Source organism: Streptococcus sp. SCPM-O-B-15304 (M98) (assembly GCF_058200215.1).
In genome coordinates, this window is the sequence record NZ_JBYQGQ010000003.1 from 57,665 (window position 1) to 84,160 (window position 26,496).

General features: G+C 37.7%; 26 protein-coding genes and 1 pseudogene. 5 read left to right on the forward strand and 22 right to left on the reverse strand.

Annotation, left to right across the window (positions count from 1 at the left end; translation table 11 throughout):
- Positions 1-89: 89 nt before the first annotated feature.
- From AC3E7H_RS02575 to ybeY, 12 genes are all read right to left on the reverse strand, one after another.
- Positions 90-1,238, reverse strand: a complete 1,149-nt coding sequence (locus tag AC3E7H_RS02575; RefSeq protein ID WP_001139564.1) for a PDDEXK family nuclease — start codon at positions 1,236-1,238, stop codon at positions 90-92.
- Between the two features lie 198 nt (positions 1,239-1,436).
- Entirely contained in the window at positions 1,437-2,297 is an 861-nt protein-coding gene (tehB, locus tag AC3E7H_RS02580; RefSeq protein ID WP_000413783.1) for an SAM-dependent methyltransferase TehB, read from the reverse strand.
- A gap of 14 nt (positions 2,298-2,311) precedes the next feature.
- Entirely contained in the window at positions 2,312-2,779 is a 468-nt protein-coding gene (gene smpB / locus AC3E7H_RS02585) for an SsrA-binding protein SmpB (RefSeq protein WP_001051741.1), read from the reverse strand.
- On the reverse strand, positions 2,742-5,084 hold the full coding sequence (gene rnr, locus AC3E7H_RS02590) for a ribonuclease R (protein ID WP_000653286.1): 2,343 nt from the start codon (positions 5,082-5,084) through the stop codon (positions 2,742-2,744). Before rnr ends, smpB begins: the two co-directional genes overlap by 38 nt.
- A gap of 98 nt (positions 5,085-5,182) precedes the next feature.
- The gene (gene secG, locus AC3E7H_RS02595) at positions 5,183-5,416 is read right to left on the reverse strand and encodes a preprotein translocase subunit SecG (protein ID WP_000282514.1); all 234 of its coding nucleotides are present in this window, start codon (positions 5,414-5,416) and stop codon (positions 5,183-5,185) included.
- 39 nt (positions 5,417-5,455) lie between these two features.
- Positions 5,456-5,605, reverse strand: coding sequence for a 50S ribosomal protein L33 (rpmG, locus tag AC3E7H_RS02600; RefSeq protein ID WP_001809104.1), 150 nt, complete (start codon positions 5,603-5,605; stop codon positions 5,456-5,458).
- Positions 5,605-6,804 (reverse strand): multidrug efflux MFS transporter PmrA, encoded by a 1,200-nt coding sequence (pmrA, locus tag AC3E7H_RS02605; protein WP_001156292.1) that lies wholly within the window; start codon positions 6,802-6,804, stop codon positions 5,605-5,607. Before pmrA ends, rpmG begins: the two co-directional genes overlap by 1 nt.
- Positions 6,791-7,396 (reverse strand): dephospho-CoA kinase, encoded by a 606-nt coding sequence (gene coaE / locus AC3E7H_RS02610; RefSeq protein WP_000516161.1) that lies wholly within the window; start codon positions 7,394-7,396, stop codon positions 6,791-6,793. Before coaE ends, pmrA begins: the two co-directional genes overlap by 14 nt.
- On the reverse strand, positions 7,396-8,220 hold the full coding sequence (gene mutM, locus AC3E7H_RS02615) for a DNA-formamidopyrimidine glycosylase (RefSeq protein WP_001114615.1): 825 nt from the start codon (positions 8,218-8,220) through the stop codon (positions 7,396-7,398). The genes coaE and mutM overlap by 1 nt, the downstream gene beginning before the upstream one ends.
- A gap of 48 nt (positions 8,221-8,268) precedes the next feature.
- Positions 8,269-9,168: a GTPase Era gene (gene era / locus AC3E7H_RS02620; protein WP_490676059.1), complete on the reverse strand. Its 900-nt coding sequence runs from the start codon at positions 9,166-9,168 to the stop codon at positions 8,269-8,271.
- Between the two features lie 16 nt (positions 9,169-9,184).
- Positions 9,185-9,580, reverse strand: coding sequence for a diacylglycerol kinase family protein (locus AC3E7H_RS02625; RefSeq protein ID WP_000378151.1), 396 nt, complete (start codon positions 9,578-9,580; stop codon positions 9,185-9,187).
- Positions 9,561-10,058 (reverse strand): rRNA maturation RNase YbeY, encoded by a 498-nt coding sequence (gene ybeY, locus AC3E7H_RS02630; protein ID WP_000275150.1) that lies wholly within the window; start codon positions 10,056-10,058, stop codon positions 9,561-9,563. Before ybeY ends, AC3E7H_RS02625 begins: the two co-directional genes overlap by 20 nt.
- A gap of 104 nt (positions 10,059-10,162) precedes the next feature.
- Here ybeY and AC3E7H_RS02635 point away from each other — a divergent pair, with 104 nt between their 5' ends.
- Entirely contained in the window at positions 10,163-11,818 is a 1,656-nt protein-coding gene (locus tag AC3E7H_RS02635) for an Rqc2 family fibronectin-binding protein (protein WP_490676060.1), read from the forward strand.
- Between the two features lie 62 nt (positions 11,819-11,880).
- Entirely contained in the window at positions 11,881-12,738 is an 858-nt protein-coding gene (locus AC3E7H_RS02640) for a YitT family protein (protein WP_490676061.1), read from the forward strand.
- Positions 12,739-12,832: 94 nt separating this feature from the next.
- Here AC3E7H_RS02640 and nox read toward each other — a convergent pair whose 3' ends face one another.
- Positions 12,833-14,212, reverse strand: coding sequence for a H2O-forming NADH oxidase (gene nox / locus AC3E7H_RS02645; protein ID WP_049525814.1), 1,380 nt, complete (start codon positions 14,210-14,212; stop codon positions 12,833-12,835).
- A gap of 316 nt (positions 14,213-14,528) precedes the next feature.
- Here nox and AC3E7H_RS02650 point away from each other — a divergent pair, with 316 nt between their 5' ends.
- The 3 genes from AC3E7H_RS02650 to AC3E7H_RS02660 are packed head-to-tail and all read left to right on the forward strand — an operon-like array spanning position 14,529 to position 17,345.
- Positions 14,529-15,449 carry an FAD:protein FMN transferase gene (locus AC3E7H_RS02650; RefSeq protein WP_490676062.1) on the forward strand — a complete coding sequence of 307 codons (921 nt, stop codon included), beginning with the start codon at positions 14,529-14,531 and terminating at the stop codon, positions 15,447-15,449.
- Positions 15,450-15,483: 34 nt separating this feature from the next.
- On the forward strand, positions 15,484-16,089 hold the full coding sequence (locus AC3E7H_RS02655; RefSeq protein ID WP_000915942.1) for an NADPH-dependent FMN reductase: 606 nt from the start codon (positions 15,484-15,486) through the stop codon (positions 16,087-16,089).
- Positions 16,090-16,106: 17 nt separating this feature from the next.
- Entirely contained in the window at positions 16,107-17,345 is a 1,239-nt protein-coding gene (locus AC3E7H_RS02660; RefSeq protein WP_000673684.1) for an NAD(P)H-dependent oxidoreductase, read from the forward strand.
- A 242-nt stretch (positions 17,346-17,587) separates the two neighbouring features.
- On the opposite strand, the gene AC3E7H_RS02665 is transcribed toward AC3E7H_RS02660, so the two are convergent.
- The 9 genes and pseudogenes from AC3E7H_RS02665 to AC3E7H_RS02705 form a co-directional block, all read right to left on the reverse strand.
- Positions 17,588-17,845, reverse strand: coding sequence for a DUF896 family protein (locus AC3E7H_RS02665; RefSeq protein ID WP_000187071.1), 258 nt, complete (start codon positions 17,843-17,845; stop codon positions 17,588-17,590).
- Positions 17,846-17,874: 29 nt separating this feature from the next.
- On the reverse strand, positions 17,875-19,911 hold the full coding sequence (gene glyS, locus AC3E7H_RS02670) for a glycine--tRNA ligase subunit beta (protein ID WP_001107507.1): 2,037 nt from the start codon (positions 19,909-19,911) through the stop codon (positions 17,875-17,877).
- Positions 19,912-20,196: 285 nt separating this feature from the next.
- Positions 20,197-21,111 (reverse strand): glycine--tRNA ligase subunit alpha, encoded by a 915-nt coding sequence (gene glyQ, locus AC3E7H_RS02675; RefSeq protein WP_000038761.1) that lies wholly within the window; start codon positions 21,109-21,111, stop codon positions 20,197-20,199.
- Between the two features lie 35 nt (positions 21,112-21,146).
- The gene (locus tag AC3E7H_RS02680; protein ID WP_000912014.1) at positions 21,147-21,518 is read right to left on the reverse strand and encodes a GFA family protein; all 372 of its coding nucleotides are present in this window, start codon (positions 21,516-21,518) and stop codon (positions 21,147-21,149) included.
- 462 nt (positions 21,519-21,980) lie between these two features.
- Entirely contained in the window at positions 21,981-23,168 is a 1,188-nt protein-coding gene (locus AC3E7H_RS02685) for a tyrosine-type recombinase/integrase (RefSeq protein WP_037612959.1), read from the reverse strand.
- Complete coding sequence (locus AC3E7H_RS02690) at positions 23,140-23,409, reverse strand: DUF3173 family protein (RefSeq protein ID WP_000450956.1); 270 nt, start codon at positions 23,407-23,409, stop codon at positions 23,140-23,142. Before AC3E7H_RS02690 ends, AC3E7H_RS02685 begins: the two co-directional genes overlap by 29 nt.
- 305 nt (positions 23,410-23,714) lie before the next feature.
- Positions 23,715-23,936 (reverse strand): helix-turn-helix domain-containing protein, encoded by a 222-nt coding sequence (locus AC3E7H_RS02695; RefSeq protein WP_049498444.1) that lies wholly within the window; start codon positions 23,934-23,936, stop codon positions 23,715-23,717.
- Between the two features lie 999 nt (positions 23,937-24,935).
- A pseudogene (locus AC3E7H_RS02700) lies at positions 24,936-25,147 on the reverse strand (helix-turn-helix domain-containing protein).
- A gap of 164 nt (positions 25,148-25,311) precedes the next feature.
- A complete protein-coding gene (locus AC3E7H_RS02705; protein WP_070586232.1) occupies positions 25,312-26,493 on the reverse strand; it encodes an MFS transporter in 1,182 nt (393 codons plus the stop codon).
- Positions 26,494-26,496: the final 3 nt, after the last annotated feature.

The following is a 26,496-nucleotide window of genomic DNA, read 5'->3' on the forward strand; positions in this document are numbered from 1 at the left end:
TCCTCTTCTACTTTATTCGAAAAGTATAAGAAAAAGGCTGAGAAAACCAGCCTTTCCATTATATTTTGAGGATAATTCTTTAACCCAGCTCATATTTTATGCTTTTTGATCTGTTTTTGTAACATGGGAATCAAATTTGAAATTTGATCTTGTTTAATCACCAACACACCGTACTCTTGACAGCGATGGTTATATACGGGATTGATTTTGCCAGAGCAAACAATTAATTTCAAACAAGTTTCACCAGCAAAATGATTAGCATATACCTCTAGTTCATTAATAGCTTCCACAGACAAGTCTGTCATTTTACAAGATATAAAAATAATAGATTGACCTTTACGGAGGACAACATCAATTTCATTTTGTACATTATCAACTTCAGGGAAAATACCATTCCAGTCAATTTCTGCCCCTATCATACATTCATCAAAATACTCTGACTCTATCGCTAAAAGATAGAGATATAATTCTAAAATATGACCTTTAGTGCGACAGAGCAATTGTGCCTCGGGGCTAGAAAAAGTGTAACTAATATGATCGGAACTTTCCTCATCAATATGAATCAAGTTAGCTTCTGTTAGTAGAGGAATCATAGATTCTGGATAAGGGTACTTTTTACCGTTACTTTCCAAAACTCTTGCTGTTTCAGCGTGGAAATCAGTTGTTTTTGCTAATGCAAAGAATTGAGTGATCAGATACCATTCTTCTGGGTTTAAAATTGCATAGTTTGCTAGTTTTTTGATGGTAGTAATTTGTTTCGGACTGTATTTAGGTTGTTTCGCTTTGATGAGTTTACCACCCCTTAAGGCCATCAACTGTTCAATGGTTAGGTTAGGAATCACTAACTCTTCCTTCTCCACTTTACCCATTTTCCATTTAAATTGTTTTCCTTTCTCAATATCTATTGCAATAATCGGTAATTGCTTTTCCAAACCATACTGATACAGAAAAATAGCTAATATCGAATCTCCTCCAAAAACATCTAAGGTCACTGAATCATAGTTAGTCAAGAAAAGATTCAAATCATCCGTAATCTTATCTAGACTTATTTGCCGAAAATGCACTTGCTTTACATGGGAAACTTGATTCAGCAAAAAATGTTTCAAGGCCAATCTTTCATCTTCTGCAATTTTTTTCAGGGAGAGAAATAAAACCTCATCACAACCACAAATAAAAGTCTGATAAACATTTTTCTCGATAGTGTGATGATCAAAAAGTTCGACTAAAAGACTAGGCATATCGCTACCTCCCTATTAAAAATTTACTAGTTGTATGGAAAATTTAAAATTACTTAGAATAAACTTCATAGAAATATGGGTTAAGAGATTGTCTTAAGCATTTTCTACACATCTAGTATAGCATAATTCAGTTGATTGGCCCTCAAGTCTTTATATGAAAAAACGAATAGAAATGGATAGCTATTCGTTTTAAGATTTTTATTTTACTTTTCTTGCCAACATGGTCGCAAAGCGTAGTTGGATACGATTGCCATTTTCGTCACGACGGTGCAAATGACCAGGATTTTCATTATACTTGATCAATTCCCAGTCCTTGTAGTAATTTGCCAACTCACCCTCTTTGAAGGTAAATGGGAAATTAACAGAACATGGATAATCCTCTGTATCCATAGCACAAACGATCAAATTATAGCCACCGATAGATGTTTGTTCTTGCATATTTTGAATTATAGCAGGAATACGATCTGCTTGTAAAAACATGAGTACAACTGTCGATACGATAAAATCGTAAGTTTGTCCTATGCTAGCTGAATTGATATCGTAGAGACCGACAGGCATCTCTAAATCTTCTTGCTCTACGATACTTTGCAAGATTTCAAGGGATAACTCATTTTGATCTACAGCTGTGACATCAAATCCATGTTGAGCGAGAAAGAGGGCGTTTCTTCCTTGACCACATCCTAGGTCTAGTGCCTTACATGGCTTGACCGTCTGCATAGCTTCTAAAACCTCCGAATGAACTGGATTGGTATTGTATTTCTTAGGGAAATAATCTTCCGGCTTACAATAAAATTCTAAATACCACTCCACATCATCTGTGGCAGCTTCTACACGGTGCCAAGCTTGAGGTTGCGCCATCGGATTATCAGCACCCGCTTCAAAGAGGTACTCAGCTATAACTTCTCCCTCCTCAGTCAATTCAATAAACTTAAGAGCCCCTTTTAATACGGTAATCTTGCCCCAGGTTCCGACCTTGGTATTGTGTTTTCTTTGAACAGCTTCAGGCATGGTGTCTTTATTCCATACTGGCATTCGTTTATAGGCAACTAGTTTTTCCATTTCCTTCACTCTTTCTATCGATGGTTAACTGCTTTCATAACACGCGCAATGTCTCGGTCTTGCTCACGACGTTTAATCGACTCACGTTTATCGTAGTCATGTTTTCCTTTAGCAAGTCCTAAAAGAAGCTTGGCATAGCCGTCTTTGATGTAGACTTTAAGTGGAACCAGAGTCATCCCTGTCCCTTTGGTTTCTTGCTCCAATTTCTGGATTTGCTTTTTATGAAGGAGAAGTTTACGACGACGTTCTGGTTCCTGATTCCAGATGTTGCCCTCCTCATAAGGAGCGATATGGACATTGCTCAGCCAAACTTCCCCATTCTTAACCTGAGCAAACCCATCTTTCAGATTGATGCGGGCTGCTCGAACACTCTTGATTTCAGTTCCTGTCAGGACCATTCCTGCTTCTAGCGTATCTACGATAGTATAGTCGTGGTGCGCTTTTTTATTTTGCGCGACGACCTTTCCCTCGCCCTTTGCCATGCTTAGCTCCTTTCTTTGCTACTTCCTTATAAAAAGGTTTCTTACTTTTTTTCTTCTTGTCTTTTGAAGAATGCTTACGCTTATCATTTGAGCGACTAGCTTTTCTCTTGTCTTCTTTCTTATCCGAACGACGACCTCTATCCTTACGGCCAGAATGTTTCAAGCCTTTCTCAATGACATCAAATTCACTTGGAATAAAGGAGAAATCAATCTCACCAGTCATCTTATCGGCTCTTTCAACACGAATACGTATCTGTTGTCCCACACGGAAGGTTATCCCTGATTTCTCCCCACGAAGAGTCAAATCACGTTCGTTAAAATGATAGAACTCAGGTAAATTAGTAATGTGAATCAAGCCTTCGACTGTATTTGGTAATTCAACAAAAAGACCAAACTTGACGATACTTGAAACGACTGCATCATACTCTTCACCCACAAACTCTTCCATGTATTCAGCTTTTTTCATGGCTTCAACTTCACGCTCTGCCTCAATAGCTCTGCGCTCACGATTTGAAGACTGGGTCGCAATCTCTGGAATGACCTGTTCAAAATGTTCTGCTATTTCCTTGGAACGTCCATAGTCACGAATCATACGGTGAACCAAGAGGTCCGGATAACGGCGAATCGGACTGGTAAAGTGAGTGTAATAGTCCGCTGCCAGGCCATAGTGCCCATGGTTATGCTCAGAATAACGAGCCTGTTGCATCGAACGCAGAAGCATCATAGAGAGAACATCCGCATAAGGCTCACCTTCAACAGCACTCATGATGTCTTGGAGGGCTTCCTGACTAATCTCACTAGCAGTTCCGTAGATTCGCAAACCAAAACTAGAAGCGTAATCAATAAATTTCTGAACTTTTTCAGCTTTAGGTTCCTCATGGATACGATAGATAAAAGGTAAATCAAGCTTGCTAAAATGCTCTGCAACTGTTTCGTTTGCCATCAACATAAAGGACTCAATCATACGTTCTGCAGTACCGCGATGACGAAGAACAATATCTACTGGTTTCCCTTGCTTGTCAACCAATATTTTAGCTTCATTGGTATCAAAATTAAGAGCTCCACGCTTAATCCGCATACCTTCAAGAATTTCATGGAGCTTAGCCATGAGTTCAATGCTAGGAACAATTTTCTTATACTCTTGTCTCTTCTCCTCATCACCTGCTAGGATATCATTCACATCACTATAAGTCATACGGAAACTTGTCTTGATAACTGTCTGCGTAATGGTGTAATTACGAACCCGACCATTTTTGTCAATCTCCATAATGGCAGACTGAGTCAAGCGGTCCACTTGAGGATTAAGAGAACAGATGCCATTTGAAAGTCGTTCTGGCAGCATTGGTACAACTCGGTCTGTCACATAGACGGAAGTCGCACGATTTAGGGCTTCCTTATCAAGAGCAGAACCTTCCTTTACATAATAAGAAACATCCGCGATATGAACTCCAAGTTCAAAATTTCCATTCTTCAATAGCTTGATGTGAACTGCGTCGTCCAAGTCCTTAGCATCTGCTCCATCTATGGTAAATGTAATTTCATCTCTCAGGTCCAGACGGCCTTCCATGTCTTTTTGGGATGGAGCATCAGGTACACTTTCCGCTTCTTGCAGAACAGCCTCTGGAAACTCTGAGACAATATCCATAGACTCTAGGACTTCAAGGACATCAATCCCTGCATCCGTTGAATGTCCCACAACATCTAGGACACTCGCCACAAAGAAGTCGTGTTTCTTACTTGGGTATTTATCGATAAAGACCTTGAGAACTTCTGTCCCTTCTAGCTTGAGAGATGGTTTTTTCACATAAATCGGTTGACTTATTTTTTGGTTTTTAGAACGGATATAACCTGCATACTTAGGCTTTTCCTCATCGAGAATAATTTGCCCAACAACTGTCGTTAAACTGTGCTCTAGGATGTCGATAATCTTTGCTTCTGCAGCAGTTCCTTTGTTACGGTCAGCAACTTTCTTGATGACAACTTCAACAGTATCGCCATCAATGGCATAGTTAACATCACTTTTTCCAACAAAAAGATCGTCTTCTTCGCCTTCAAGACTTACAAAACCGAACCCATTTTTATGGGCATGGAAAATTCCTTTTAGAGTAATCTCATGTTTTTTCTTCTGGTCTAGGGTTAAACTACCATCTTCTTCAAAGCGAATCTGGTGCTTACGTTCCATCAAGGAGAGAGTTTTGATTAACTCACGGAAGTCCTTTGAACCATCCTTCCCGAGAGCACTGGCCAAGTCATTGACTGTGACACTCCCCTTCTCTTGTAAATATTCTTTTATTTTATCTTTCATGTTTACTTTCTAGATTTATAATATTTTCTTTTTGGTGTAAAACCTTATTTCTTTTAAAAATAAAAATAGGCAAAGACCTAGTCCCGCCCATTATTTTCTTATCTACTTGATAATACCGTCAATGCTAAGGCAATGGCTAGCCAGAAAAAGACTAAAATTCCTGTCAAACGTTGCATCACAGCTTCAAAACCGCGCGCTTTGCTACGTTCAAACAAATCACCTGCACTGGCATCAAATACATTGCTAGATTGGTTTTTAGTTGGTTGCATAAAAATTGCAATCACAATCACAACAGATAATACTAATAAAATGGTTAATAATAGGTTATACATATCAAACTCCTTAAAATCCCTATTATTCTACCATAATTTCTACTTAGATTCAAGATGTAGAGTCACTTTTCTTTCTTTAGGACAATACTTTAAGACCTCAATCTTGTCTGGATGGGTTTTGGAGTTCTTACTGGTTAGATAATTGATGCTACCACAAGAGGAGCATTTGAGATTGATTTTTACTCGCACTAGATTTCCTTCACTTTTAATAATGTTCTAAATTGGATAAGGTTAAATAAACAACTGAGAGCTACACAAAGAGCTGTTGCATAAAATACTGAGTGATAGCCAAATTGTCCCGCTACTGCTGATCCTGCTAAGGGACCTATCACTCCTCCTAGATAAAAGAAGACTTGATTAAAGGCAAATACCCTTGAAATGCCTGATTTGGGGGTCATCTTGCTAAGGAGTGCATTTACACCAGGGATCAGAGCTCCTGTCCCCAGACCAAATAGAAAACGATAGAAGCCTAATTGGAATGGGCTAGTCGCATTTGCACATAATAGATATATGAAAACTGAATATACCTGAGCTACGACAAGGAGTCGATGATTGCCCACTTTATCACCTAATTTACCCATGATACCTGCACTCATCATACTTGAAAATCCCATACTGGATACAATCAAACCAGAGACAAAAAGAAGATTCTCTTTCTGTCCCAAATCTCGTACATAAAGGGCAAGGATGGGACCGATAGATTGGGCGGCAAATTGAATCACAAAACTAGTTAGAAATAGATTCAACAGGATAAAAGGGTATTTGACAGAGGTAAAAAGTTCTCTTGTGGGAAGGGCTTTTTCTTTCGATACTGGTTGGAATTTTTCTTTGATAAAAAGAATGGTTAAGAAAGCAGCCAAAAATAGGAAACTACCAACTAATAAAAAGACATTTCGAATGCCAAAAATTTCGGCAATGAGTCCACCGACAAAGGGGCCAGTCAAAGTTCCAGCGACAACACCAGTTGATAAAGTCCCTAGAGCGTATCCAGACCTATCTTTGGGTACTTGACTAGCAATCAAGGCTGTTGCATTTGGAACAAATCCTGTAAAAACTCCATTAAGGAATCGTAAGAACAAGAGCCAGAAAACATTTGGAACGAAAGCTAAACCGCCCATGGTAATGGTCATGGCTAGCCCTGCACGAATCATCATAGGTTTTCGACCATACTTGTCTGCTAATATTCCCCAAATTGGTGATACAAAGGCTGCAGAAATTGCAGAAACAGATATAGCTAAACCTGAATAAAAGGCAACTTGATCCCCTTTAACTCCTAACTGTTCCACAAAAATAGGCATGAAAGGAACAACAAGAGAAATGCTGGCCCCCGTTAAAAAGCAACCAAACCAAGCAATACGAAGATTATCCTTCCAACTAATCTCTTGCATGGATATAGCCTCCTTCAAGTAATTTCACTACCTGACTCAAAAGTTGCTCTCGACTGCCATTATTATCTATTACACAAGTAGCCAATTTTTTCTTTTCTTCTAAGGGCCACTGGGAGGAAAGACGGGCTTGTGCTGCATCTATAGTCAAACAATCTCGTTTCACTAAGCGATCCAGCTGGGTATCTCGACTTACATAAACTAGCCAAGTTTCATCAAACCATGAAGCATAGTCTTGCTCAAAAAGTAATGGAATATCCATGAAAAATACGTCCTCAGTCTGAGCTAACTTGTCTCTCAAATCCCACAATTCTTCACGGATAATTTGGCCTTGAGTTTGTTTAGACCACTCTCTCTCCTCAGAGTTAGAAAAAATAAGACTGGCAAGTAATGGTCGATTCAATTCATCATTCTCAAGAAGGATATTCTCCCCAAAATGATCCACTAAAATCCGATAAAGTCGTCCACCGGGTTTTTGTAGTTGGTGAACCACGGCATCTGCATCCACTACTTCAAACCCATTTTGCCTTAGAAATTCTGTAACGGTCGATTTCCCAGAAGCAATACCGCCTGTGATTCCGATTATTTTTCCCATCAGTCCCTCCTTTGACAGTTTGGACAAAAGTGAGTGCCTCTCCCGCCGAGCTGAAATTTCTCAATTACGGTTCCACAACACGAACAAGATTGCCCAGTTTTATCATAGACCTGATGAAATTCTTGCATGGTGCCATCTTCTCCAAATGCATTGGTATAGGTGCGAATAGTTGAACCACCCTTTTCAACAGCCTTTCCTAAAACCTTAATCGTTTCATCATGGACTTTTCTGGCCTCTTGAGCAGTTAAACTGTTAGAAAGTCTAGAAGGGTGAACCTTGGCCCTCCAGAGTACTTCGTCTACATAAATGTTTCCCAATCCTGCAACTAGCGTCTGGTCAAGTAAATGAGATTTAATAGGTTTTTTTGACCTTTTCAAGGCTCGTTTAAATCTTCCTAAATCAAAATCTTGCTCAGTAGGTTCTGGTCCAAGCTTTTTAGATGCAAAGTAAGCATCTAAGAGTTCAGGAGCAAGCAATTCCATAGTGCCAAACTTGCGTAGATCCTCATAAACTAAAGTACCACCATCTTCAAACTGGATGAAAATATGATCATGCTTACGTTCAGGAACATTGGTTGGATAATAAAAATACTTGCCTTCCATCCGTAGATGAGAAATCAAAACCTTATCTGTCAAGTAGAAAAGTAAATACTTGCCACGGCGCCCCATCGATTGAATCTCTTGACCAGGCACTTCATTTTGAAACTCGTCCAAATCTGTCTTAATCATCTTGGGATAGCGAATTTCTATACTCGAAATCTTCTTCCCTAGAATCAGTTTTTCAAGACCTCGTCGAACCGTTTCGACTTCAGGTAATTCAGGCATAACTCCTCCTTCTCTAAAAACAAGAAGCAGGCTACTGCCCACCTCTTCTTAATATTCTTTTTCATTATAGCCAAAGTCAGCCAAATCTAGCTTCTTGTCACGCCAGTTTTTCTTGACCTTGACCCAAGTTTCTAGGAAAACTTTGTCCCCTAGCATGAGCTCGATATCACGACGGGCCATAGTCCCAATTTTCTTGAGCATGGCACCACCTTTACCGATGACAATCCCTTTTTGGCTGTCACGTTCAACCATAATGGTTGCTCGGATATGAACCTTGTCTGTATCCTCGTCTCGTTTCATAGAGTCCACGACTACTGCAACTGAGTGTGGAATTTCTTCACGAGTTAGGTGCAAGACCTTTTCACGAATCATCTCAGAAACCAAGAATCGTTCTGGATGGTCAGTAATTTGGTCCGCTGGGAAATACTGGAAACCTTCCTCAAGATTTTCACTGAGAATATCGACTAAACGTGAGACATTATTCCCCTGAAGGGCTGAAATCGGAACAATTTCCTTAAAGTCCATCTGATTGCGAAAATCATCAATTTGAGTCAAAAGTTGATCAGGGTGTACCTTATCAATTTTGTTGACCACAAGAATAACCGGAACCTTAGCAGCCTTGAGTCGTTCGATAATCATGTCATCACCCTTACCACGTGGCTCGTCTGCAGGAACCATAAAAAGAACAGTATCTACTTCACGAAGAGTGCTATAGGCAGACTCTACCATAAAATCTCCGAGTGCTGTCTTAGGCTTGTGAATTCCAGGAGTATCGATAAACACGATTTGCTCCTTATCAGTGGTGTAAATCCCCATGATTTTATTGCGTGTTGTCTGCGCCTTATCACTCATGATGGCAATTTTTTGCCCCATGACATGATTCAAAAAAGTCGACTTCCCTACATTTGGACGTCCTAAAATGGCTACAAAGCCTGATTTAAATGTCATAATTTCCTCTTACTGTTTAAAATAATAAATCCCAAATCCGTGGGAGAAAGATGAGTGCACCTGTCAAAGCAGCAAAAAGAGAAACCACAAGCACAGCACCAGCTGCCATGTCTTTAGCTTTTTTTGCCAACATAGAAAAGTGATAGTGACTAGCCAAATCTACTACATTTTCAATAGCTGAATTAATAATCTCAAAAGCTACTACCATGAAAATGCTCAAAAGCAGAAATAACCATTCGATTCGTGACACCTGAAAAACAAAACCTGCAAGGACAACTATTAGAGCCGTCACTGCATGCTTTCTCATGTTACGTTCTTCCTTAATCGCAGTAAAAATCCCTGTAATGGCAAATTCTAAACTGGAGATTAGGTCACGATTTTTCCATTTTCGTTTATTGTCTTGTGAGTCCATAGGCTGTCAAAATTTCTTCTTGTAAACCGAACATCTCCGCTTCTTCCTCGGGAGTGTAGTGATCATAGCCGTTAATGTGTAAAAAGCCGTGCACTGCCAAGAAGCCCATTTCACGTTCAAAACTATGACCGTACTCCTCAGCTTGCTCATGTGCCTTATCAATGGAAATGAAAAGCTCACCGATATAAGCATCAAATTCTGACATCATATCTGCCAAGTCGGGATCATTTTCCAGATCTTCCTCATCAAAGGCAATCTCTAACTCCGGCTTATATTCAAGACTGATAACATCTGTTGGACGATCGGTATCACGAAACTCTAGATTGAGTTCATGGCTTCGTTCGTTGGTCACAAATGTGACCGCCATTTCCTTGTCTTCTTTTCCAATTTTTTTTGCAGCAAATTCTAAAATTTCCTGTGTTTGTTCTAAAATTTCTTTTGAAACTTGTCCAGTTTCATCTACCATTTCAATATACATGTGCTTCTCGATTCTCTTTACTTGGCTTTATTATATCACATTTCTATGATTTTATTCTACCTTTTTGATATAATACTATGGAATACATTCACGAGGAGAGAACCATGTCATTTGATGGATTTTTTTTACACCACATGGTTGAGGAATTGCGAACTGAACTACTAAATGGTCGCATCCAAAAGATTAATCAACCCTTTGAACAAGAACTGGTCTTGCAAATCCGTAGCAATCGTAAAAGTCATCGTTTGCTCCTGTCTGCCCATCCAGTTTTTGGACGCATCCAGTTAACAGAATCAACCTTTGAAAACCCTGCTCAGCCATCTACTTTTATTATGGTATTGAGAAAGTACCTTCAAGGAGCAGTTATCGAGTCAATCGAACAAATTGAAAACGATCGTATCGTGGAAATCACGGTTTCCAATAAAAACGAGATTGGGGACCATATCCAGGCCACGCTTATTATCGAGATTATGGGCAAACATAGCAATATTCTCCTTGTAGATAAATCTAGTCACAAAATTCTTGAAGTTATCAAGCATATCGGTTTCTCTCAAAATAGCTACCGTACCTTATTACCAGGTGCTACTTATATCGCTCCTCCAAGTACAGAAGCTCTCAATCCTTTTATGGTCAAGGACGAAAAACTCTTTGAGATTCTACAAACCCAAGAGTTAACTGCTAAAAATCTTCAAAACCTCTTTCAAGGTTTGGGAAGAGATACAGCAACCGAGTTAGAAAGACAACTGCTTAATGATAAACTAGCCACTTTCCGGAACTTCTTTGGACAAGAAACCAAACCTTGCCTAACAGATAAATCCTTTTCTTGTGTGCCTTTTTCTAGTAAAACAGCGGAGAATTTTGACAGTCTTTCACAATTACTTGATATCTATTATAAGGATAAAGCAGAGCGTGATCGAGTTAAGCAGCAAGCTAGCGAACTCATACGTCGCGTCGAAAACGAACTACAAAAGAATCGTCAAAAACTGAAGAAACAAGAAAAAGAACTTCAAGCTACTGAAAATGCAGAGGAATTTAGACAAAAAGGTGAGTTGCTTACAACCTTCCTTCATCAAGTTCCTAATGACCAAGATCAGGTCATTTTGGGAAACTACTACACCAACCAGCCTATCACGATTGCACTTGATAAGGCTTTAACGCCAAACCAAAATGCTCAACGCTACTTCAAACGCTATCAGAAATTAAAAGAAGCTGTTAAATACTTGACTGACCTGATTGAAGAAACCAAGGCAACCATTCTCTATCTAGAAAGTGTCGAAACAGTACTCAATCAAGCCGGACTCGATGAGATTGCTGAAATTCGTGAAGAATTGATCCAAACAGGATTTATCCGTCGAAGACAAAGGGAAAAAATCCAGAAACGACAGAAACCAGAGCAGTATCTAGCTAGTGATGGAAAAACGATCATCTATGTGGGGCGCAATAACCTACAAAACGAGGAATTGACCTTTAAAATGGCCCGTAAAGAAGAACTCTGGTTCCACGCTAAGGACATCCCTGGAAGTCATGTTGTTATCTCAGGCAATCTCAAGCCTACTGATGAGGTTAAAACAGACGCAGCAGAACTTGCAGCCTACTTCTCTAAGGGACGTCTCTCAAATCTCGTTCGGGTAGATATGATTGAAGTTAAAAAACTCAACAAACCAACTGGTGGAAAACCTGGTTTTGTCACCTATACTGGGCAAAAGACCCTCCGTGTCACACCAGACCCTGAAAAAATTCAGTCCATGAAAATCAAATAAAGTCTTGTATACTGGTGGGCTGTTACTGCTATAGACTCAAATAAAAATGGGAGGTGCGTTCAATGCTACGGCATATCAAATCTATTTTAACCATAATATTCGGAGCAGCCATTTATGCCTTCGGACTCACGTATTTTGTTGTGCCCCACCACTTATTCGAGGGTGGAGCAACAGGAATCACCTTGATTACCTATTATCTCTTTAACATCCCTATCTCCGTGATGAACCTCATCATCAATATCCCATTATTCATTCTAGCCTGGAAAATATTTGGTGCGAAGACCCTGTACAGCAGCCTGCTTGGTACTATTTCCTTATCTATTTGGCTGGCAATCTTTGAGAAGATTCCTCTCAGCTTTAATCTTGAGGGAGATCTGGTCATCGTTGCTTTAGTTGCGGGTGTTCTTTTGGGACTTGGTCTAGGTATTATCTTCAATGCTGGTGGTACCACTGGTGGAACAGATATCGTCGCTCGAATCCTGAACAAGTACACCAATATCTCCGTAGGGAAATTACTCTTTGCACTAGACTTCCTCATCTTAATGCTCATTTTAATAATCTTCAAAGACCTTCGTCTCGTAACTTATACACTTCTATTTGACTTCATCGTTTCAAGAGTTATTGACTTGATTGGTGAAGGCGGATATGCTGGAAAAGGTTTTATGATTATCACTCAAAAGCCTATGGAAGTGGCAGATAAAATCAATGAAGAGTTAGGTCGAGGTGTCACCTTCATATCAGGGCAAGGTTACTACAGTCAAAAAGATTTAAAAATTATCTACTGTATCGTAGCAAGAAATGAAATGATTAAGATGAAAGAATTGATTCATACGATTGATCCTAAGGCCTTTATTACCATCACTGAAGCTCACGAAATTCTTGGAGAAGGCTTCACCTTTGTAAAAGAAGAAACTTCCTAATACATAGACAACAAAAATAGTAACTTCGAATTTGAAGTTACTATTTTTTTTGATGATAAAAACGGAAGAAGCAAATCTTCCGTTTTACAAATCATTATTTTTCAGCTGTAAGTGCAGCCATTGTGATGTAGTTATATGGTTTGTTGAAGTGTGGCAAGAAGAATAGGTCTGTCAAGGCCAATTTTTCAATAGTAACATGTTCTTGGATAGCCAATGAGAACATGTGAATTCCCATGCTGATTGCTGAATCACGAGATACCATTTGAGCACCAAGGATTTCACGGCTATCTTTATCAAAGACAATCTTGATTGCTACTTCATAGTTGTCATGTTTCATAAATTCTGGTTTTTGAAGATCGTTGAAGCCTGTTTCAACAGCATTGTAGCCTGCAGCTTTAGCTTTTTCAAGAGTCAAACCAGTTGAAACCATGTGAAGACCATAGATAGAGATACCGTTTGATCCTTGAACACCGATTCCTTCAAGTTCATGTCCACAAGCATTGTAAGCACCTACGATACCAGTACGTACAGCATTTGATGCAAGAGCGATGTAGCTAGTGTCTTTACGAGCGTTGTCATAAACAGTCGCACAGTCACCCACAGCGAATACTCCTGGAAGTGATGTTTCTTGTTTCTTGTCTACAAGGAAGGCACCGTTGCGGAAAAGTTCAATCTTGCCATCAGCAAGAGCTGTGTTAGGACGGAAACCAACTGCAAGAACAACCATGTCAACATCGAATGTTTCTTTGTCAGTGATCAAGCGTTCAACTTTACCGTCACCTTCGATAGCTTTAACAGTTTGTCCAAGCGCCAAACGGATGTTGTGGTCTTCCAAGTTCTTAGCCATCAATTGCGTGAAGTCTTTGTCGTAGTAACCGTTCAAGACTGTGTCTACGATATCAACAAGGACAACTTCTTTTCCAAGACGTTCGAATGCTTCAGCAAGCTCAACACCGATGTATCCACCACCGACAACAGCGATACGCTCAAGATGTTTGCTCTTGTCAGCAAGTTTGTTGATAACTTCTTCTGCGTTTTGGTACAATTTAACGAATTGTACATTTTCAAGAGTTGCTTTGAATTCGCGGTTACCTTTAACAATTTCAACACCTTCGATTGGTGGTAAAATTGGAGTTGAACCAGTCGCAAAGATCAATTTTTCGTATGATTCTTTGTGTTCTTTTCCATCAACTTCAGCAGTAACAACTTTATTATCATAGTCAATTGAAAGAACTGGTGAGTTCATATAAACTTTAGCACCTTTTGCTTCCAATTTTTCTTTATCTGAGTAGAAGAGACCTTCTGGACCATCGATTTGCTCACCAATCCAAAGAGCCATTCCACATCCTAGGAATGAAATGTTTGAGTTTTGGTCAAAGACAACGATTTCATTTTCACTTCCAAAATTGTCCAACATAGTGTTGATACAAGCAGTTCCAGCGTGGTTAGCACCCACGACTACAATTTTACTCATAAGATAATTCCTACCTTTAATTTTTTATTTACCTTTCTAGTATATCATTATCTGTGAGCGTTTACAAGTTTTTTGACTAGTTTACTGTTTTTTTGAAATTTTTTTGAAATATATATCAATTTATTTTCAATCTTTTCAAAGTTTTTTGCACATTTTTTATTTATTCAAGCATATTTCTTGACTTTTTGTAAAAAATAATTTGTGAAAACGCTGACTTTATGATATTCTATTTATATGGAAATGAAATATAAATCTTCAGATTGCTTTCATATTTGGATTTACAATATTTCCAATTGATTTGAAGGGAGTTGATTTTTTGCCTCTCAGTTCATTATCTGAACGGTTAATGGGAACTACGATTACTATTTCCTTGGTACATGAACAAGCGGATAATCTTCTCCGTCAAGCTTTTGATTTGCTAAAGGAACTTGAATTTCGATTTAATGCGAATAGCACCGAATCGGAATTGATGGAAATTAACTATCAGGCGGGAATTGCCCCAGTTAAGGTCCATCCTGATTTGTTTGAACTGATTTCTTTAGGATTAGAACACAGTCTAGCTCCTGGAAGTCATCTCAACATTAGTATTGGTCCCTTGGTACAAACCTGGCGTATTGGTTTTTCCGATGCAAAAGTTGCTAGTCCTGAAGAAATTTCTTCGGTTTTACCATTGATAGATCCCTGTTTTATCAAGCTTGATTCAATTGATTCTACTGTTTTTTTAGAAAAAAAAGGGATGAAAATTGACTTAGGTTGTTTAGCAAAGGGGTATAGCGCAGATAAGGTTGCTACTTTCTTAAAAGAAAATGGTGTCACTTCTGCTCTTATCAATCTTGGGGGAAATATCCTTACCATTGGTAATAACCAAGCCAGAAATGGACAACCTTGGCAAATTGGTATTCAAGACCCTAATCATCCACGTGGGAATCACCTGATGACCTTATCTATTACTGGAAAGTCAGTTGTTACATCTGGAATTTATGAACGGCATCTTGAAATCGATGGAAAGGATTATCATCACATTTTCGATAGTGAAACTGGCTATCCTATTGAGACGGATTTGGCTAGTTTAACGATTATATCTGACCGCTCAGTTGATGGTGAGATATGGACCACACGATTGTTTGGTGAACGTAGCGCTTCTATCATGTGGCAAATCGAAAATATCGATGGAATCGAAGCCATCCTTATTGATAAAGATGGACATATCGCTTGTTCATCCGGTATCCAAAGATAAATAATAAATAATGCAAAAAGAGAAAGGAAAGCTCATGCTAAAACTTATTGCTATTGTAGGAACTAACTCTAAACGTTCCACAAACCGCCAACTGCTTCAATATATGCAAAAACACTTTGCTGATAAAGCAGAAATCGAATTGGTAGAAATTAAAGACCTACCAGTCTTCAACAAACCTGCAGATAAACTTATTCCTGCAGAAGCCTTAGAAATTGTTGCAAAAATTGAAGCAGCTGATGGTGTGATTATCGGTACTCCTGAATACGATCACTCAATTCCTGCTGTTCTTATGAGCGCTCTTGCTTGGATTTCTTATGGAGTATTTCCACTTCTTAACAAACCAGTGATGATCACAGGTGCTTCATACGGTACACTCGGTTCATCACGTGCTCAATTGCAACTCCGTCAAATCTTGAATGCACCAGAAATTAAAGCAAATGTTCTCCCAGATGAGTTCTTGCTCTCTCATTCTCTTCAAGCATTCGATAAGAATGGTGACTTGGTAGATCTTGATGTAATCAAGAAATTGGATGCCATCTTTGATGACTTCCGTATCTTTGTCAAGATTACTGAAAAATTACGTAATGCACAAGAACTTCTTCGTAAAGATGCAGAAGAATTTGACTGGGAAAATTTGTAAGATAGGAGATCGAAAGAATGAAATTTGTTGGACTTGTTGGATCAAACTACGACCAATCATATAACCGCAAACTCTTGGAATTCATCCGTCGTAACTTCAAACTAAAATTTGAATTAGAAGTTCTTGAAATCGATGAAGTTCCAATGTTTAACCAAGACGAAAAATGGGACGAAAGCTTCCAGTTGCGCCTTCTTTACAACAAAATTACTCGTGCTGATGGTGTGATTATTGCTACTCCTGAGCACAACCATACAATTTCTGCTTCACTCAAGTCAGTTCTTGAATGGCTTTCATATGAAGTACATCCATTCGAAAACAAACCAGTGATGATCGTGGGTGCTTCTTACTACGACCAAGGAACTTCTCGTGCGCAAGTTCACCTTCGTAAGATTCTTGACGCTCCAGGTGTAAATGCCTATACTCTTCCAGGGAATGAATTCCTTCTTGGAAAAGCTAAAGAAGCTTTTGATGCTAACGGAAATATTATCAACGAAGGAACTGTTAAATTCCTTGAAACTTGTTTAGATAACTTTGTCAAATACGTAGGAGTCGTTTCTAAATTGAAAAAACCAAAACCAATTGAACCAGAAGACTTGGATTGTGGAAAACCAATCGCTACAACTATTACAGAAGTTGATCCTGACGATCCAAACTGGGTAGAAAAAGTTGCAGAAATCACAGGTGCTGTTTCAGGTGATACATATGTTAAACTTGACCATGGTATCTTGACTGTTAACCAAATCGATATGTTCTTGAAAGCTATGCCTTTTGAATTGACATACGCTGACGATAACAACCAATTCCTCTACTACAACAATGCTCACCAAGATCCTGATACAATGTTTGCAAAACGTGTACCATCTCAATCTGGTAGCCGTATGTCAACCGTTCACGGTTCTCTCCCACCAGCACGTATGAAAAATGTTGAGTGGGTTATTGGAACACTTCGCAATGGTAACCAAGAATACGTACGTACAATCGTTCCTGGTTCACCTGCTGGTGTTATCAACACTCACAACTACCAAGCTATGTACTATCCTGACGGTTCATATGCTGGTATCAATGAAATTGTCTTTAACTTCCAACCATGGCTTGACTGGTACTTGAAAGAAACAGGTCAACGCTTGGTAGGTGGTAGCGGACCTTTTGCTCCTGCTGCTGGAGGTCATGGCGACGCAGATGCTACTTCTGGGGCTTCTGACTCAGCTGACGGCGGCCATGGAGATGCAGACGCTACTTCTGGTGCAAGTAACTAATACTCAATGAAAATCAAAGAGCAAACTAGGAAGCTAGCCGCAGGTTGCTCAAAGTACTGCTTTGAGGTTGTAGATAGAACTGACGAAGTCAGTAACATATATACGGCAAGGTGAAGCTGATGTGGTTTGAATTTGATTTTCGAAGAGTATAAAATTTAATACTAAAGGAACCTCTTTAGGTTCCTTTTAAAAAAACAAAGACTCGGTTAGATTTCCCTAACCGAGTTTTCTATATCTCAAAATTATGAATTTGGATCGTCAAGACTACGACCATGCAAGCCTTTTTCACGTTGTACCTGACGAAGTTTTTCAGGAGTCACATCATTTCCATCTTCATCTACGATTTTGATTCCTTCAATGTGATGACGAACCGAACGACGATAGCCTTCGATATATTCCTCACGAAGTTTAGCTTGTTCTACTTTTTCTTCTGCAGTCAAGCCTTCTGTTTTTTTCTTTTTGGCAAGCTCATTAATACGAGCGATTTTTTCTGGTGTCATATTTGGACCTCCAATCTACTTTTTAATTTCTATTTTGTATTAAGAAGATTAAAAGCAGCGACAGTTTTTGCTTTATTCACAAGTTCAGTTAGAATAGCTAGGCGATTATTCTTAACATCAACATCCTCTGCCATAACCATAGTATTGTCAAAGAATGCATCAATAACAGGACTAAGAGCAAATAACTGCGTTAATTTATCACTAGCTGAACCTTTCAATTCTAGATTTTCTACTGCTTGAGCTAGTTCTTTTTCCTGTTCATTTTCAAAGAGACTAGTATCAACTTTGACTGAACCTTCTGCTTTTTCCGCTAGGTTAAAGGCACGAGATAAGGATTCAACAGCTGGTTTGTAGTCACTATTTAGAGATGCTTCTTTCAGTGCTTCTGCTGCTTCAATCATATCTGCAACAACAAAGTTTGAGCTTGCTAGAACAGCTTCCTTAATATCTTTTGCAGTAGAACCCATCATCTTATCAACACGAGCTTTGATGAAGTTAAGCACTTCTTCTTGATTATCGTAAGTTAGGCTATCAAATGATAAAGCATAAAGGCTAGCAATCAATTCGTCCATTGGAATATTCCAGCCAAAGTCTTCCAAGATACGGACAATCCCTTGTGTTGCTCGACGAAGAGCATAAGGGTCATTTGAACCAGATGGAATCAAACCAACAGAGAAGAAGGACAAGAGAGTATCCAATTTATCAGCTAGTGCAAGGATAGCTCCGACTTTAGACTCAGGAAGAGCACCATCTGCAGAATCTGGAAGGTAGTGTTCACGAATAGCTTGTGCTACTGCTGCATTCTCACCAGCGAGAAGAGCATATTTCTCACCCATGATCCCTTGAAGCTCATCAAATTCACCAACCATACCAGTCAAGAGGTCAAACTTATAAATGGCTGCAGCACGAGCAAGGTCAACAGTTTCATCAACTGATAAACCTGCTTTTTCTGCCAAAAGAATAGCAATTTGCCCAGTACGAATCATGTGCTCACGAAGTGAACCAATCTTTTCGTGGAAAGTTACATGAGATAACTTGGCTACAAGATCTTCAATCTTGAGTTTTTGGTCTTCACGCCAGAAGAATTCTCCATCTTCCAGACGTGCAACTAAGACTTTCTCATTTCCTCGGATAACATTATCCAAATACTCTGCATTTCCGTTACGAACAGAAATAAAGTTTGGTTTTAGATTTCCATCAAGGTCACGTACTACAAAGTAGCGTTGGTGAGTTTCCATTGAAGTGACCAAAACTTCTTCTGGAACCTCTAGGTACTTAGGATCAAAATTCCCCATGAAGGCAGTTGGGTATTCAACCAAATTCAGAACTTCATTCAAGAGTCCTTCATCAATTTGTACCTGAACACCTTCTGCAGCTTCGATAGCCTTAATTTGTTCACGAATCATATTTTCGCGTTCAATGCTATCTGCAATAACATAAACTTTGCGCAGGTCTTCTTCATAGCTGTCAGCATGCTGAATTTCTACTTCGTGACCAAGGAAACGATGTCCACGGCTAACTCTTCCTGAATGAATATCTAAGAAATCCATATCGAGTGCCACATCATCCAAAAGAACTGTCAACGTATGGACTGGACGGATATATTCAAAGGTATTGTTTGCCCAGTGCATACTTACTGGGAAGCTTAAGCTAGCCAATACTTCTGGAATTCCAGTCAAAACTTCCTCAGCTGGTTTTCCAGCCTCATGCTTAGTTACGTAGACATATTCTTCACCCTTAATTTCACGGAATTCGATATCATCTACAGTCAAGCCTTTACCACGGACAAACCCTTGCGCTGCTTTAGAGAAATTTCCTTCTGCATCCAAAGCAATTTTTTTAGAAGGTCCTTTAAAATCTTCAGTCAAATCTGTTTGTTGGTCTGCCAAGCCAAGTACGCGAACAGCCAAACGACGTGGAGTTGAAAAAGTTTGAATTCCTTCGTATGAAAGGCGGTTATTATTCAAAAAGGCTGCCATTTTTTCACCTAGTTGTTTTTCACTTGGTGTAACAACGTAGGCTGGTAACTCTTCAAGTCCTAGTTCTACTAATAAGTTTTTTGCCATGTTTTTTCCTTTACAATATTTCTTCTTTTTGATAGGCACCTTAGGTACTGGGGACCTTGCTAACTAACTTTGTAAGTCTGTGGGGAAATCTTCTGTCTTCTTGACAAAGATTTCCAACAGTCTCATCAAAGTGGATTTAGCCAACTGATTTTTGAACCTAAAGTTTCAAAAATCCCCAGATATCAGTACGGCGGTGCCTATCCCTTTAGCAAGTCTTCGACTTGCCTCTGAGTGCCATACAGGCTCACTTTGTTCGCCCTTTTTCTATTCTTGTAACTGTTTTTATTATTCCTCTTCTGCTAGGAGTTGAGCGCGTGTAGCTTCGTCAAGAAGTGGGTAACCGAGTTTCTTGCGTTCAGCTACGAATGTTTTAGCTACAACACGGGCCAAGTTACGAATACGAGCGATATAACCAGCACGTTCTGTAACGGATACTGCTCCACGAGCATCAAGCAAGTTGAAGGTGTGTGAACATTTCAAAACGTAGTCATAGGCAGGGTGAACTAGGCCCAATTCCAAAGCACGTCCTGCTTCTTTTTCAAATTTTTCGAAGTTTTCAAGAAGCATGTCTTGATCTGAAACTTCAAAGCTGTATTTTGAGTGCTCATATTCTGGTTGAAGGAAAATTTCACCGTATTTAACACCTGGAGCCCACTCAATATCGTAAACTGAGTCAACTTCTTGAATGTAAGAAGCCAAACGCTCTAAACCATAAGTAACTTCAGCGGTAACAGGTCCAGTTGCCAAACCACCGACTTGTTGGAAGTAAGTGAACTGAGTGATTTCCATACCATCAAGCCACACTTCCCATCCAAGACCAGCTGAACCAGTTGATGGGTTTTCCCAGTTATCTTCAACGAAACGAATATCGTGTTCCAAAGGATTGATTCCCAATTTTTCCAATGACTCAAGGTAGAGCTCTTGGATGTTTGAAGGTGATGGTTTCATGACCACTTGGAATTGATGGTGTTGGTAAAGACGGTTTGGATTTTCCCCGTAACGACCGTCTGCTGGACGACGTGATGGCTCTACATAAGCTGCGTTCCATGGTTCAGGACCAATGGCACGAAGGAAAGTGTAAGGACTCATGGTTCCCGCACCTTTTTCATTATCATAAGCCTGCATAAGCATACAACCCTGATCATTCCAGTATTGTTGCAAAGTAAGGATAATTTCCTGGAAGGTTAGTTTTTTGGACATGTTTTACTCCTTTAATTTATATTATCTTTTTAGGTTTATTTATCAAGCAACCAAGAAAAAGCTGGATCCTGAAAAATATGACGTTTGGGAACAGTTTGTAAATTCTGATTGCATTCATCTATTGTACCTAATTTCAAAGCACAGACTTCTGGTATATTTTCTTGAACAGTGAAAATTTGACTATGACAGTTCTGGCAGTAATAACGCTGTTTTCCTGGAGAAGAACTATACGTAACAAGCTTTTCTTTTCCATGCAATACTAGATTTTTACTGCTAACTTTGGCATTAACTGTATAGGCAGACGCAGTTGCTTTCCGACAGAATGAACAGTGGCAAAAAACTAATTCAGATAATTCCTCATCTAGAGTGTAAGTCACTGCTTTACATAAACAAGATCCTTTAAGCATTGTACTCCTTTCTACTTAGGCATTAGACGAATTCAAAAAGAACCGAATTTCAACACCCAAGCCTTGCGACTAGGGGCGTTAAAAACGCGGTTCCACCCTAATTTATTACTTCATTATCTTTATTAAAATACCAAAAGCGCCACACTTATCTCTCAACCACCTGACTTCCACTACCACAGGCTCGCTTGGGATTTACTGATAAGATATTCTTTCTTGTCGTCTATTATAACAAAAAGGAATGAAAAAGTAAAATTATTTTATCACTAGTCCTATATATTTCTTAGCCAAATTAATTTAACTGCCCCATTTATGTCCCTTTTTGAACAAAAAGAAAAACCGCTAATCCTAAGACTAGCGGTCTAATCATGTTTTTAAGCTACGAATGTAGTTGCTCTATTATTTAAGAGTAACAATTTGCTAATCTTATTTTCTCCCAGTATTAGTGGGTTAATTCCTCCATTTTCAACTTTGGCAGGAATTTGGTAGGTAAATTGATAATCCAAGATTATCTAAACTGCTTGTAATCTCTTCTGAAATTGTTGAATCACCTGAATAATACCAATGACTATATGTATTCAACGTGGTTGACTTATCAGCGTGTCCTAATCGATATGAAACATATAAAGTATCCTTATGTAACACATTTATAAGATAAGATGCATGACTATGTCTTAATCCTTTCCCCGTAATTTCTGGTACACCAGTAATCTTAGCATGCCTTTTTATTATCCTAGAAATTGTAGACTTACACAAGGGGGCACCAAAACGTGATATTACATAATCTTTATCATCATTCTTGATTTGAACTTCTCGCCACTTTTTAAGTATTGTAATCGTAAAATCATCTAAATCAATTTTACGATTCCCTGCTACTGTCTTTGTTTGTTGTTTAGCATACCATACACCGTTTTTGTCTTTCTCAATTGTCGAATGAACATGAATCCATTTACGTTCAAAATCAATGTCTTCCCATTTAAGAGCAATACCCTCACTAACTCTTAAGCCAGTCATAAAATATAACCAGATCGTCATGTAATTATGGAGTCCCTCATACTCACTAATATCGAAAGAGTTTATTACCTTCTTAAATTCATCAAATGTCCAAAATTTTGTATCAGGGTGCTTTCCTCTAGGATTATCTAATCCTTTAAAAGGAACTCTATCAATATAACCCAATCTTTCTGCATAGCCCAGACATGCTTTAAATCTAGACCACATATTTTTAGCATAGTTACTAGAATACTTGTCTATAATAGCTAAGCGAAATCTCTCACAGTCAATAGTACTAATATCTGATAATTTTTTACTACCAAATTGCTTAATAAATAACTGATGATGTGGTAAAGCGGTCTGATAAGTTACAAATTGAACTTTTTGTTGATAATATTTTAAATAAATCTCTTCCATAAACTCTCTAAAAGTTAGAAAACTATTATTAATAGTAGAGTTCACAAATTCATGTTTTAAACGAAGTATCTCTTCATAAGCTTCCTTAAAAGAATTAAACGGTAGTCCCTGTTGATTTTTCCTTCCTTTCTTTTGAATTCTTTTCCCAGTTATTGGATCAACTCCTAATTCAATTTGAAAGTAAATTTTTCCTTTTGAATCTTTGTATACACCTTTATATTTCTTTGTCTTTGATATAACCATTTTTCTCACCTTCTATATCTGAAAAAGAAATACCAATTAAATTTTCTACAATATTTTTAGGAGCAATGCCTAACCTTTTATTATCGAAAGGTGAACATCCTAATTGTACCGCATTCTTATCATTTTTTCTAGCTTCTTCAAACTTTTTTACAGCAATCTTTTTTGCTTGTCTAATAATATTTCTAGATGTGTGCTCTGGAAAACCAATCGCAACTAAATCTTTATAGTTTACTGTTTCCATGATTTTACTACTTCCTTTCTTAGATTTTTTCACCTCCATGGCATGACTGATGAAGTCATCATAAGAATTACACTTGCTGCTCTTTTACGGTGGCAGCCTGAACGGTCAGAAGTATCATTGTATATCATTTGTATCATGGCATATAAAGTATCGCTCTATTTTATTGATGGTTTTAAAATCGCTCTTGTCATGGCGAACCATTCAAATCTGCTCCACAAATGAGGAAAGTACCATTTTGGACTATTTAATTGTCAAAGAACAAATAAAAAATCTCCTCATTTTCACACTCTATGAAATTGAGGAGATTATTTTCTAAAGCGAATTTTATCAGGAAAATCTGTCAATCCCAATAGATAGTCTGTACTGACATCGTAAAAGCTTGAGAGAGTTACCAATACATCTGCCGTCAAGGCATGCTCACCCCGTTCAATTTTAGCATAAGCTGAGTTTGTAAACGAAAGTATTTTAGCTATTTGTTTTTGGGTTAAATCGTGATCTTCCCTCAAATCTCTCAAACGTCTGTACATCTAGCTTTCTCCTGAGAAAAGTATAATATATAAAACTAAGATATCTTTCAAAGTGTCCAAACTGGACATTTTGAACTAAAATTAATTTATTAAACACTTCTCATAAGCATATCTATTAACCGTCTGGGAGCAAAGATTTTATCAACTATTTAAAATTACTGACTTTCAAAAATTAGTCTTATTGTAAAATCAAGTGAAACACAAAAGACATGTTTATCTAATATATTATAGTCTCAAAAATATTACAAAATTATAGGAAAATGTTCACAAATCAATCATACAAGCACTTCTCTGAAGCTGAACAATACTAAATTTTAGTTTTATTTAAACAAAGGAAAAAACTGCTTATACTGCTCGTTGTTAGGATAGAAAACATTCTATTTTTACTTGTAAAACTAACCGAGATTCTGTAACACCGGTGAAACAAATCAATGATAGAAGATCTACTGATAACAGTATTATGCAAATCCAATCTAGAATTTTCATTATCAATCTATAGAAGTTAGCCATTACTTATAACTAAATAAGATTTAGCCTGACTTTCTGACAGAGTTCACATAAGTGAAGAAAGAAAAACCAAGGAGACATAGTATGAAAATTTTTATTCACACTTATAAATTCCAACATTTTGATTATGTGAATATTAGTCAGCATATTTCAGGAGTATAAAAAATTAAGCATTGAAAGTTGCACACTATATTTTACTACTGATTATTCCAAAACATTCCCTCCTAATAACAAGTTACTCTAAGTTGATCCCAGTGGGAATGACTGGTGATATTACTACTCATGGGAGTTTCACCCACTATCTTTTTACGATGGCAGCCTAAACGGTTAGAAGTATCATTGTCCTCACTTGTGTCATGACAGATAGAGAACCACTCTATTTTATAGCTAATAATTTTCGCACCTATCACGGCGTATATCACTAAATTGCTCGACAAATAAGAAAGTCCCACCTCGGTTTATTCAATTGTCAATGAACAAATCAAGGAGAGACTATTTCATTTTATGTTTTATCATATCTGGACAATCTGTTAACCCTAATAGGTAATCCGTACTAACGTTATAGAGTTTAGAAAGTTGCACAAGGACATCTGCCGTTAGGGCAACCTCTCCTCTCTCAATTGTGCATAATTTGTATGAGGGAAGGAAAGTAAATTTGCAACAAATTTTTGGGTGAAATCGTGATCTTCTCTCAAATCTCTTATCCGTTAGTACATCTAGCTTTCTCCTAAGAAAAGTATATGTCACTTTCAGAAAAAGCTAGGAAATTGTCATAATATGACAGAAGTTTTTTCTCTGTCTATTTTTTACAAAAATCAACACCGATTGAATAACTCATCATAGTAATTACTTCAATGCCATTTCGAATTCATTTTAAACTCTTCAATGCAAGTTTTAAGAGTATACAAGTTAGTAAGTCACCTACTCCTACAACTCCAAAAACAAGTAATGTTTTAAAGTTAAAATATGAAAATACAACCGTTCCTAAAGGCATTAACATTAAAGCAAAAAATGCAATTATACTAAATACCCTTCCTAAATATTCCTTTTCAATTGTAGACTGTAAATACGATAGCATTTGAACATTAAAAATTGTCATAGCTAATGATGATAATGAAAACAAAAGTAAAGTAATCGACCAGATCTTCACTAAAGGAATCATAATCAGTGGTAAAGATGATATCAAAAGGAATGTACTATATTGGTTTGACGAAAAACTTCTTTTAAAAAAATTATTCGATACAGCCCCAATAATATTCCCAACTGCTTGACCAATTAAAATCATGCCATATAACTTATCCAAATCGTACATTTTATTAATAAACGGTAAATAAAAGTTTATTCCTGATGAAAAGAAGTTAATCATCGAACTTGAAATCAGTAAAAGAAGTAACTCTTTATTGTTATAAATGTAACTAAATCCATACTTTATTGAAAAGGCGTCAGATTTTTGGGGAGAGTCATCAAAAAAATTTAATTCAGTGAAAAAAACTGATAAACACCCAGATAATAAAAAGCTAAGAGAATTAATTAGCATTCCATATTTATATCCTACTAATGCTATCGTGAGGATCCCAATAACTGGAGATAGGATACTCAAAAATTCCGAAATTGATTTTGAATAAGAATTATATTTAATAATGTTATTTTTACTTAATAAATCTCCTACTATTGCTCTATAAGCAGGAGCATTAAATGCATATAGAATCGCTAAACAAATATTTGTAACTATCAACATATATACATTACTTTCACTATAAAACATAAAAACTATAAAGGTAAGTAAACTAGCTATAAAATCAGTAACAATTAATATTTTTTTCTTATTCTTACTGTCCGCAAATACACCTCCAAAAAGGCTGAATAACAATTGTACAATGATCTCTGAAAATTGATAAATCCTCATGTAGTAATTTGATTTACTCTCCGAAGAAGCTATAACCAATTTATTGGCGTAATCATAAATTGTAGTGCCAAATTCATTTAATTGACTACTGATAATTAATAGAAAAATATTCTTTTTTTCTAATTTGTTGTTTTTTGATTCCATCTA

Excerpts from the sequence above, each read along its gene's own strand:
- rnr (WP_000653286.1), bottom strand. The coding sequence starts at position 5,084 with ATGAAAGATAAAATAAAAGAATATTTACAAGAGAAGGGGAGTGTCACA.
- glyS (WP_001107507.1), bottom strand. The coding sequence starts at position 19,911 with ATGGCAAAAAACTTATTAGTAGAACTAGGACTTGAAGAGTTACCAGCC.
- AC3E7H_RS02640 (WP_490676061.1), top strand. The coding sequence starts at position 11,881 with ATGCTACGGCATATCAAATCTATTTTAACCATAATATTCGGAGCAGCC.
- AC3E7H_RS02690 (WP_000450956.1), bottom strand. The coding sequence starts at position 23,409 with ATGGAAACAGTAAACTATAAAGATTTAGTTGCGATTGGTTTTCCAGAG.
- nox (WP_049525814.1), bottom strand. The coding sequence starts at position 14,212 with ATGAGTAAAATTGTAGTCGTGGGTGCTAACCACGCTGGAACTGCTTGT.
- coaE (WP_000516161.1), bottom strand. The coding sequence starts at position 7,396 with ATGGGAAAAATAATCGGAATCACAGGCGGTATTGCTTCTGGGAAATCG.
- ybeY (WP_000275150.1), bottom strand. The coding sequence starts at position 10,058 with ATGTATATTGAAATGGTAGATGAAACTGGACAAGTTTCAAAAGAAATT.
- AC3E7H_RS02575 (WP_001139564.1), bottom strand. The coding sequence starts at position 1,238 with ATGCCTAGTCTTTTAGTCGAACTTTTTGATCATCACACTATCGAGAAA.
- AC3E7H_RS02625 (WP_000378151.1), bottom strand. The coding sequence starts at position 9,580 with ATGGACTCACAAGACAATAAACGAAAATGGAAAAATCGTGACCTAATC.
- tehB (WP_000413783.1), bottom strand. The coding sequence starts at position 2,297 with ATGGAAAAACTAGTTGCCTATAAACGAATGCCAGTATGGAATAAAGAC.
- AC3E7H_RS02665 (WP_000187071.1), bottom strand. The coding sequence starts at position 17,845 with ATGACACCAGAAAAAATCGCTCGTATTAATGAGCTTGCCAAAAAGAAA.
- AC3E7H_RS02695 (WP_049498444.1), bottom strand. The coding sequence starts at position 23,936 with ATGTACAGACGTTTGAGAGATTTGAGGGAAGATCACGATTTAACCCAA.
- secG (WP_000282514.1), bottom strand. The coding sequence starts at position 5,416 with ATGTATAACCTATTATTAACCATTTTATTAGTATTATCTGTTGTGATT.
- era (WP_490676059.1), bottom strand. The coding sequence starts at position 9,168 with ATGACATTTAAATCAGGCTTTGTAGCCATTTTAGGACGTCCAAATGTA.
- AC3E7H_RS02680 (WP_000912014.1), bottom strand. The coding sequence starts at position 21,518 with ATGCTTAAAGGATCTTGTTTATGTAAAGCAGTGACTTACACTCTAGAT.
- pmrA (WP_001156292.1), bottom strand. The coding sequence starts at position 6,804 with ATGCAAGAGATTAGTTGGAAGGATAATCTTCGTATTGCTTGGTTTGGT.
- AC3E7H_RS02635 (WP_490676060.1), top strand. The coding sequence starts at position 10,163 with ATGTCATTTGATGGATTTTTTTTACACCACATGGTTGAGGAATTGCGA.
- glyQ (WP_000038761.1), bottom strand. The coding sequence starts at position 21,111 with ATGTCCAAAAAACTAACCTTCCAGGAAATTATCCTTACTTTGCAACAA.
- AC3E7H_RS02655 (WP_000915942.1), top strand. The coding sequence starts at position 15,484 with ATGCTAAAACTTATTGCTATTGTAGGAACTAACTCTAAACGTTCCACA.
- smpB (WP_001051741.1), bottom strand. The coding sequence starts at position 2,779 with ATGGCAAAGGGCGAGGGAAAGGTCGTCGCGCAAAATAAAAAAGCGCAC.
- AC3E7H_RS02685 (WP_037612959.1), bottom strand. The coding sequence starts at position 23,168 with ATGGTTATATCAAAGACAAAGAAATATAAAGGTGTATACAAAGATTCA.
- mutM (WP_001114615.1), bottom strand. The coding sequence starts at position 8,220 with ATGCCTGAATTACCTGAAGTCGAAACGGTTCGACGAGGTCTTGAAAAA.
- AC3E7H_RS02660 (WP_000673684.1), top strand. The coding sequence starts at position 16,107 with ATGAAATTTGTTGGACTTGTTGGATCAAACTACGACCAATCATATAAC.
- AC3E7H_RS02705 (WP_070586232.1), bottom strand. The coding sequence starts at position 26,493 with ATGGAATCAAAAAACAACAAATTAGAAAAAAAGAATATTTTTCTATTA.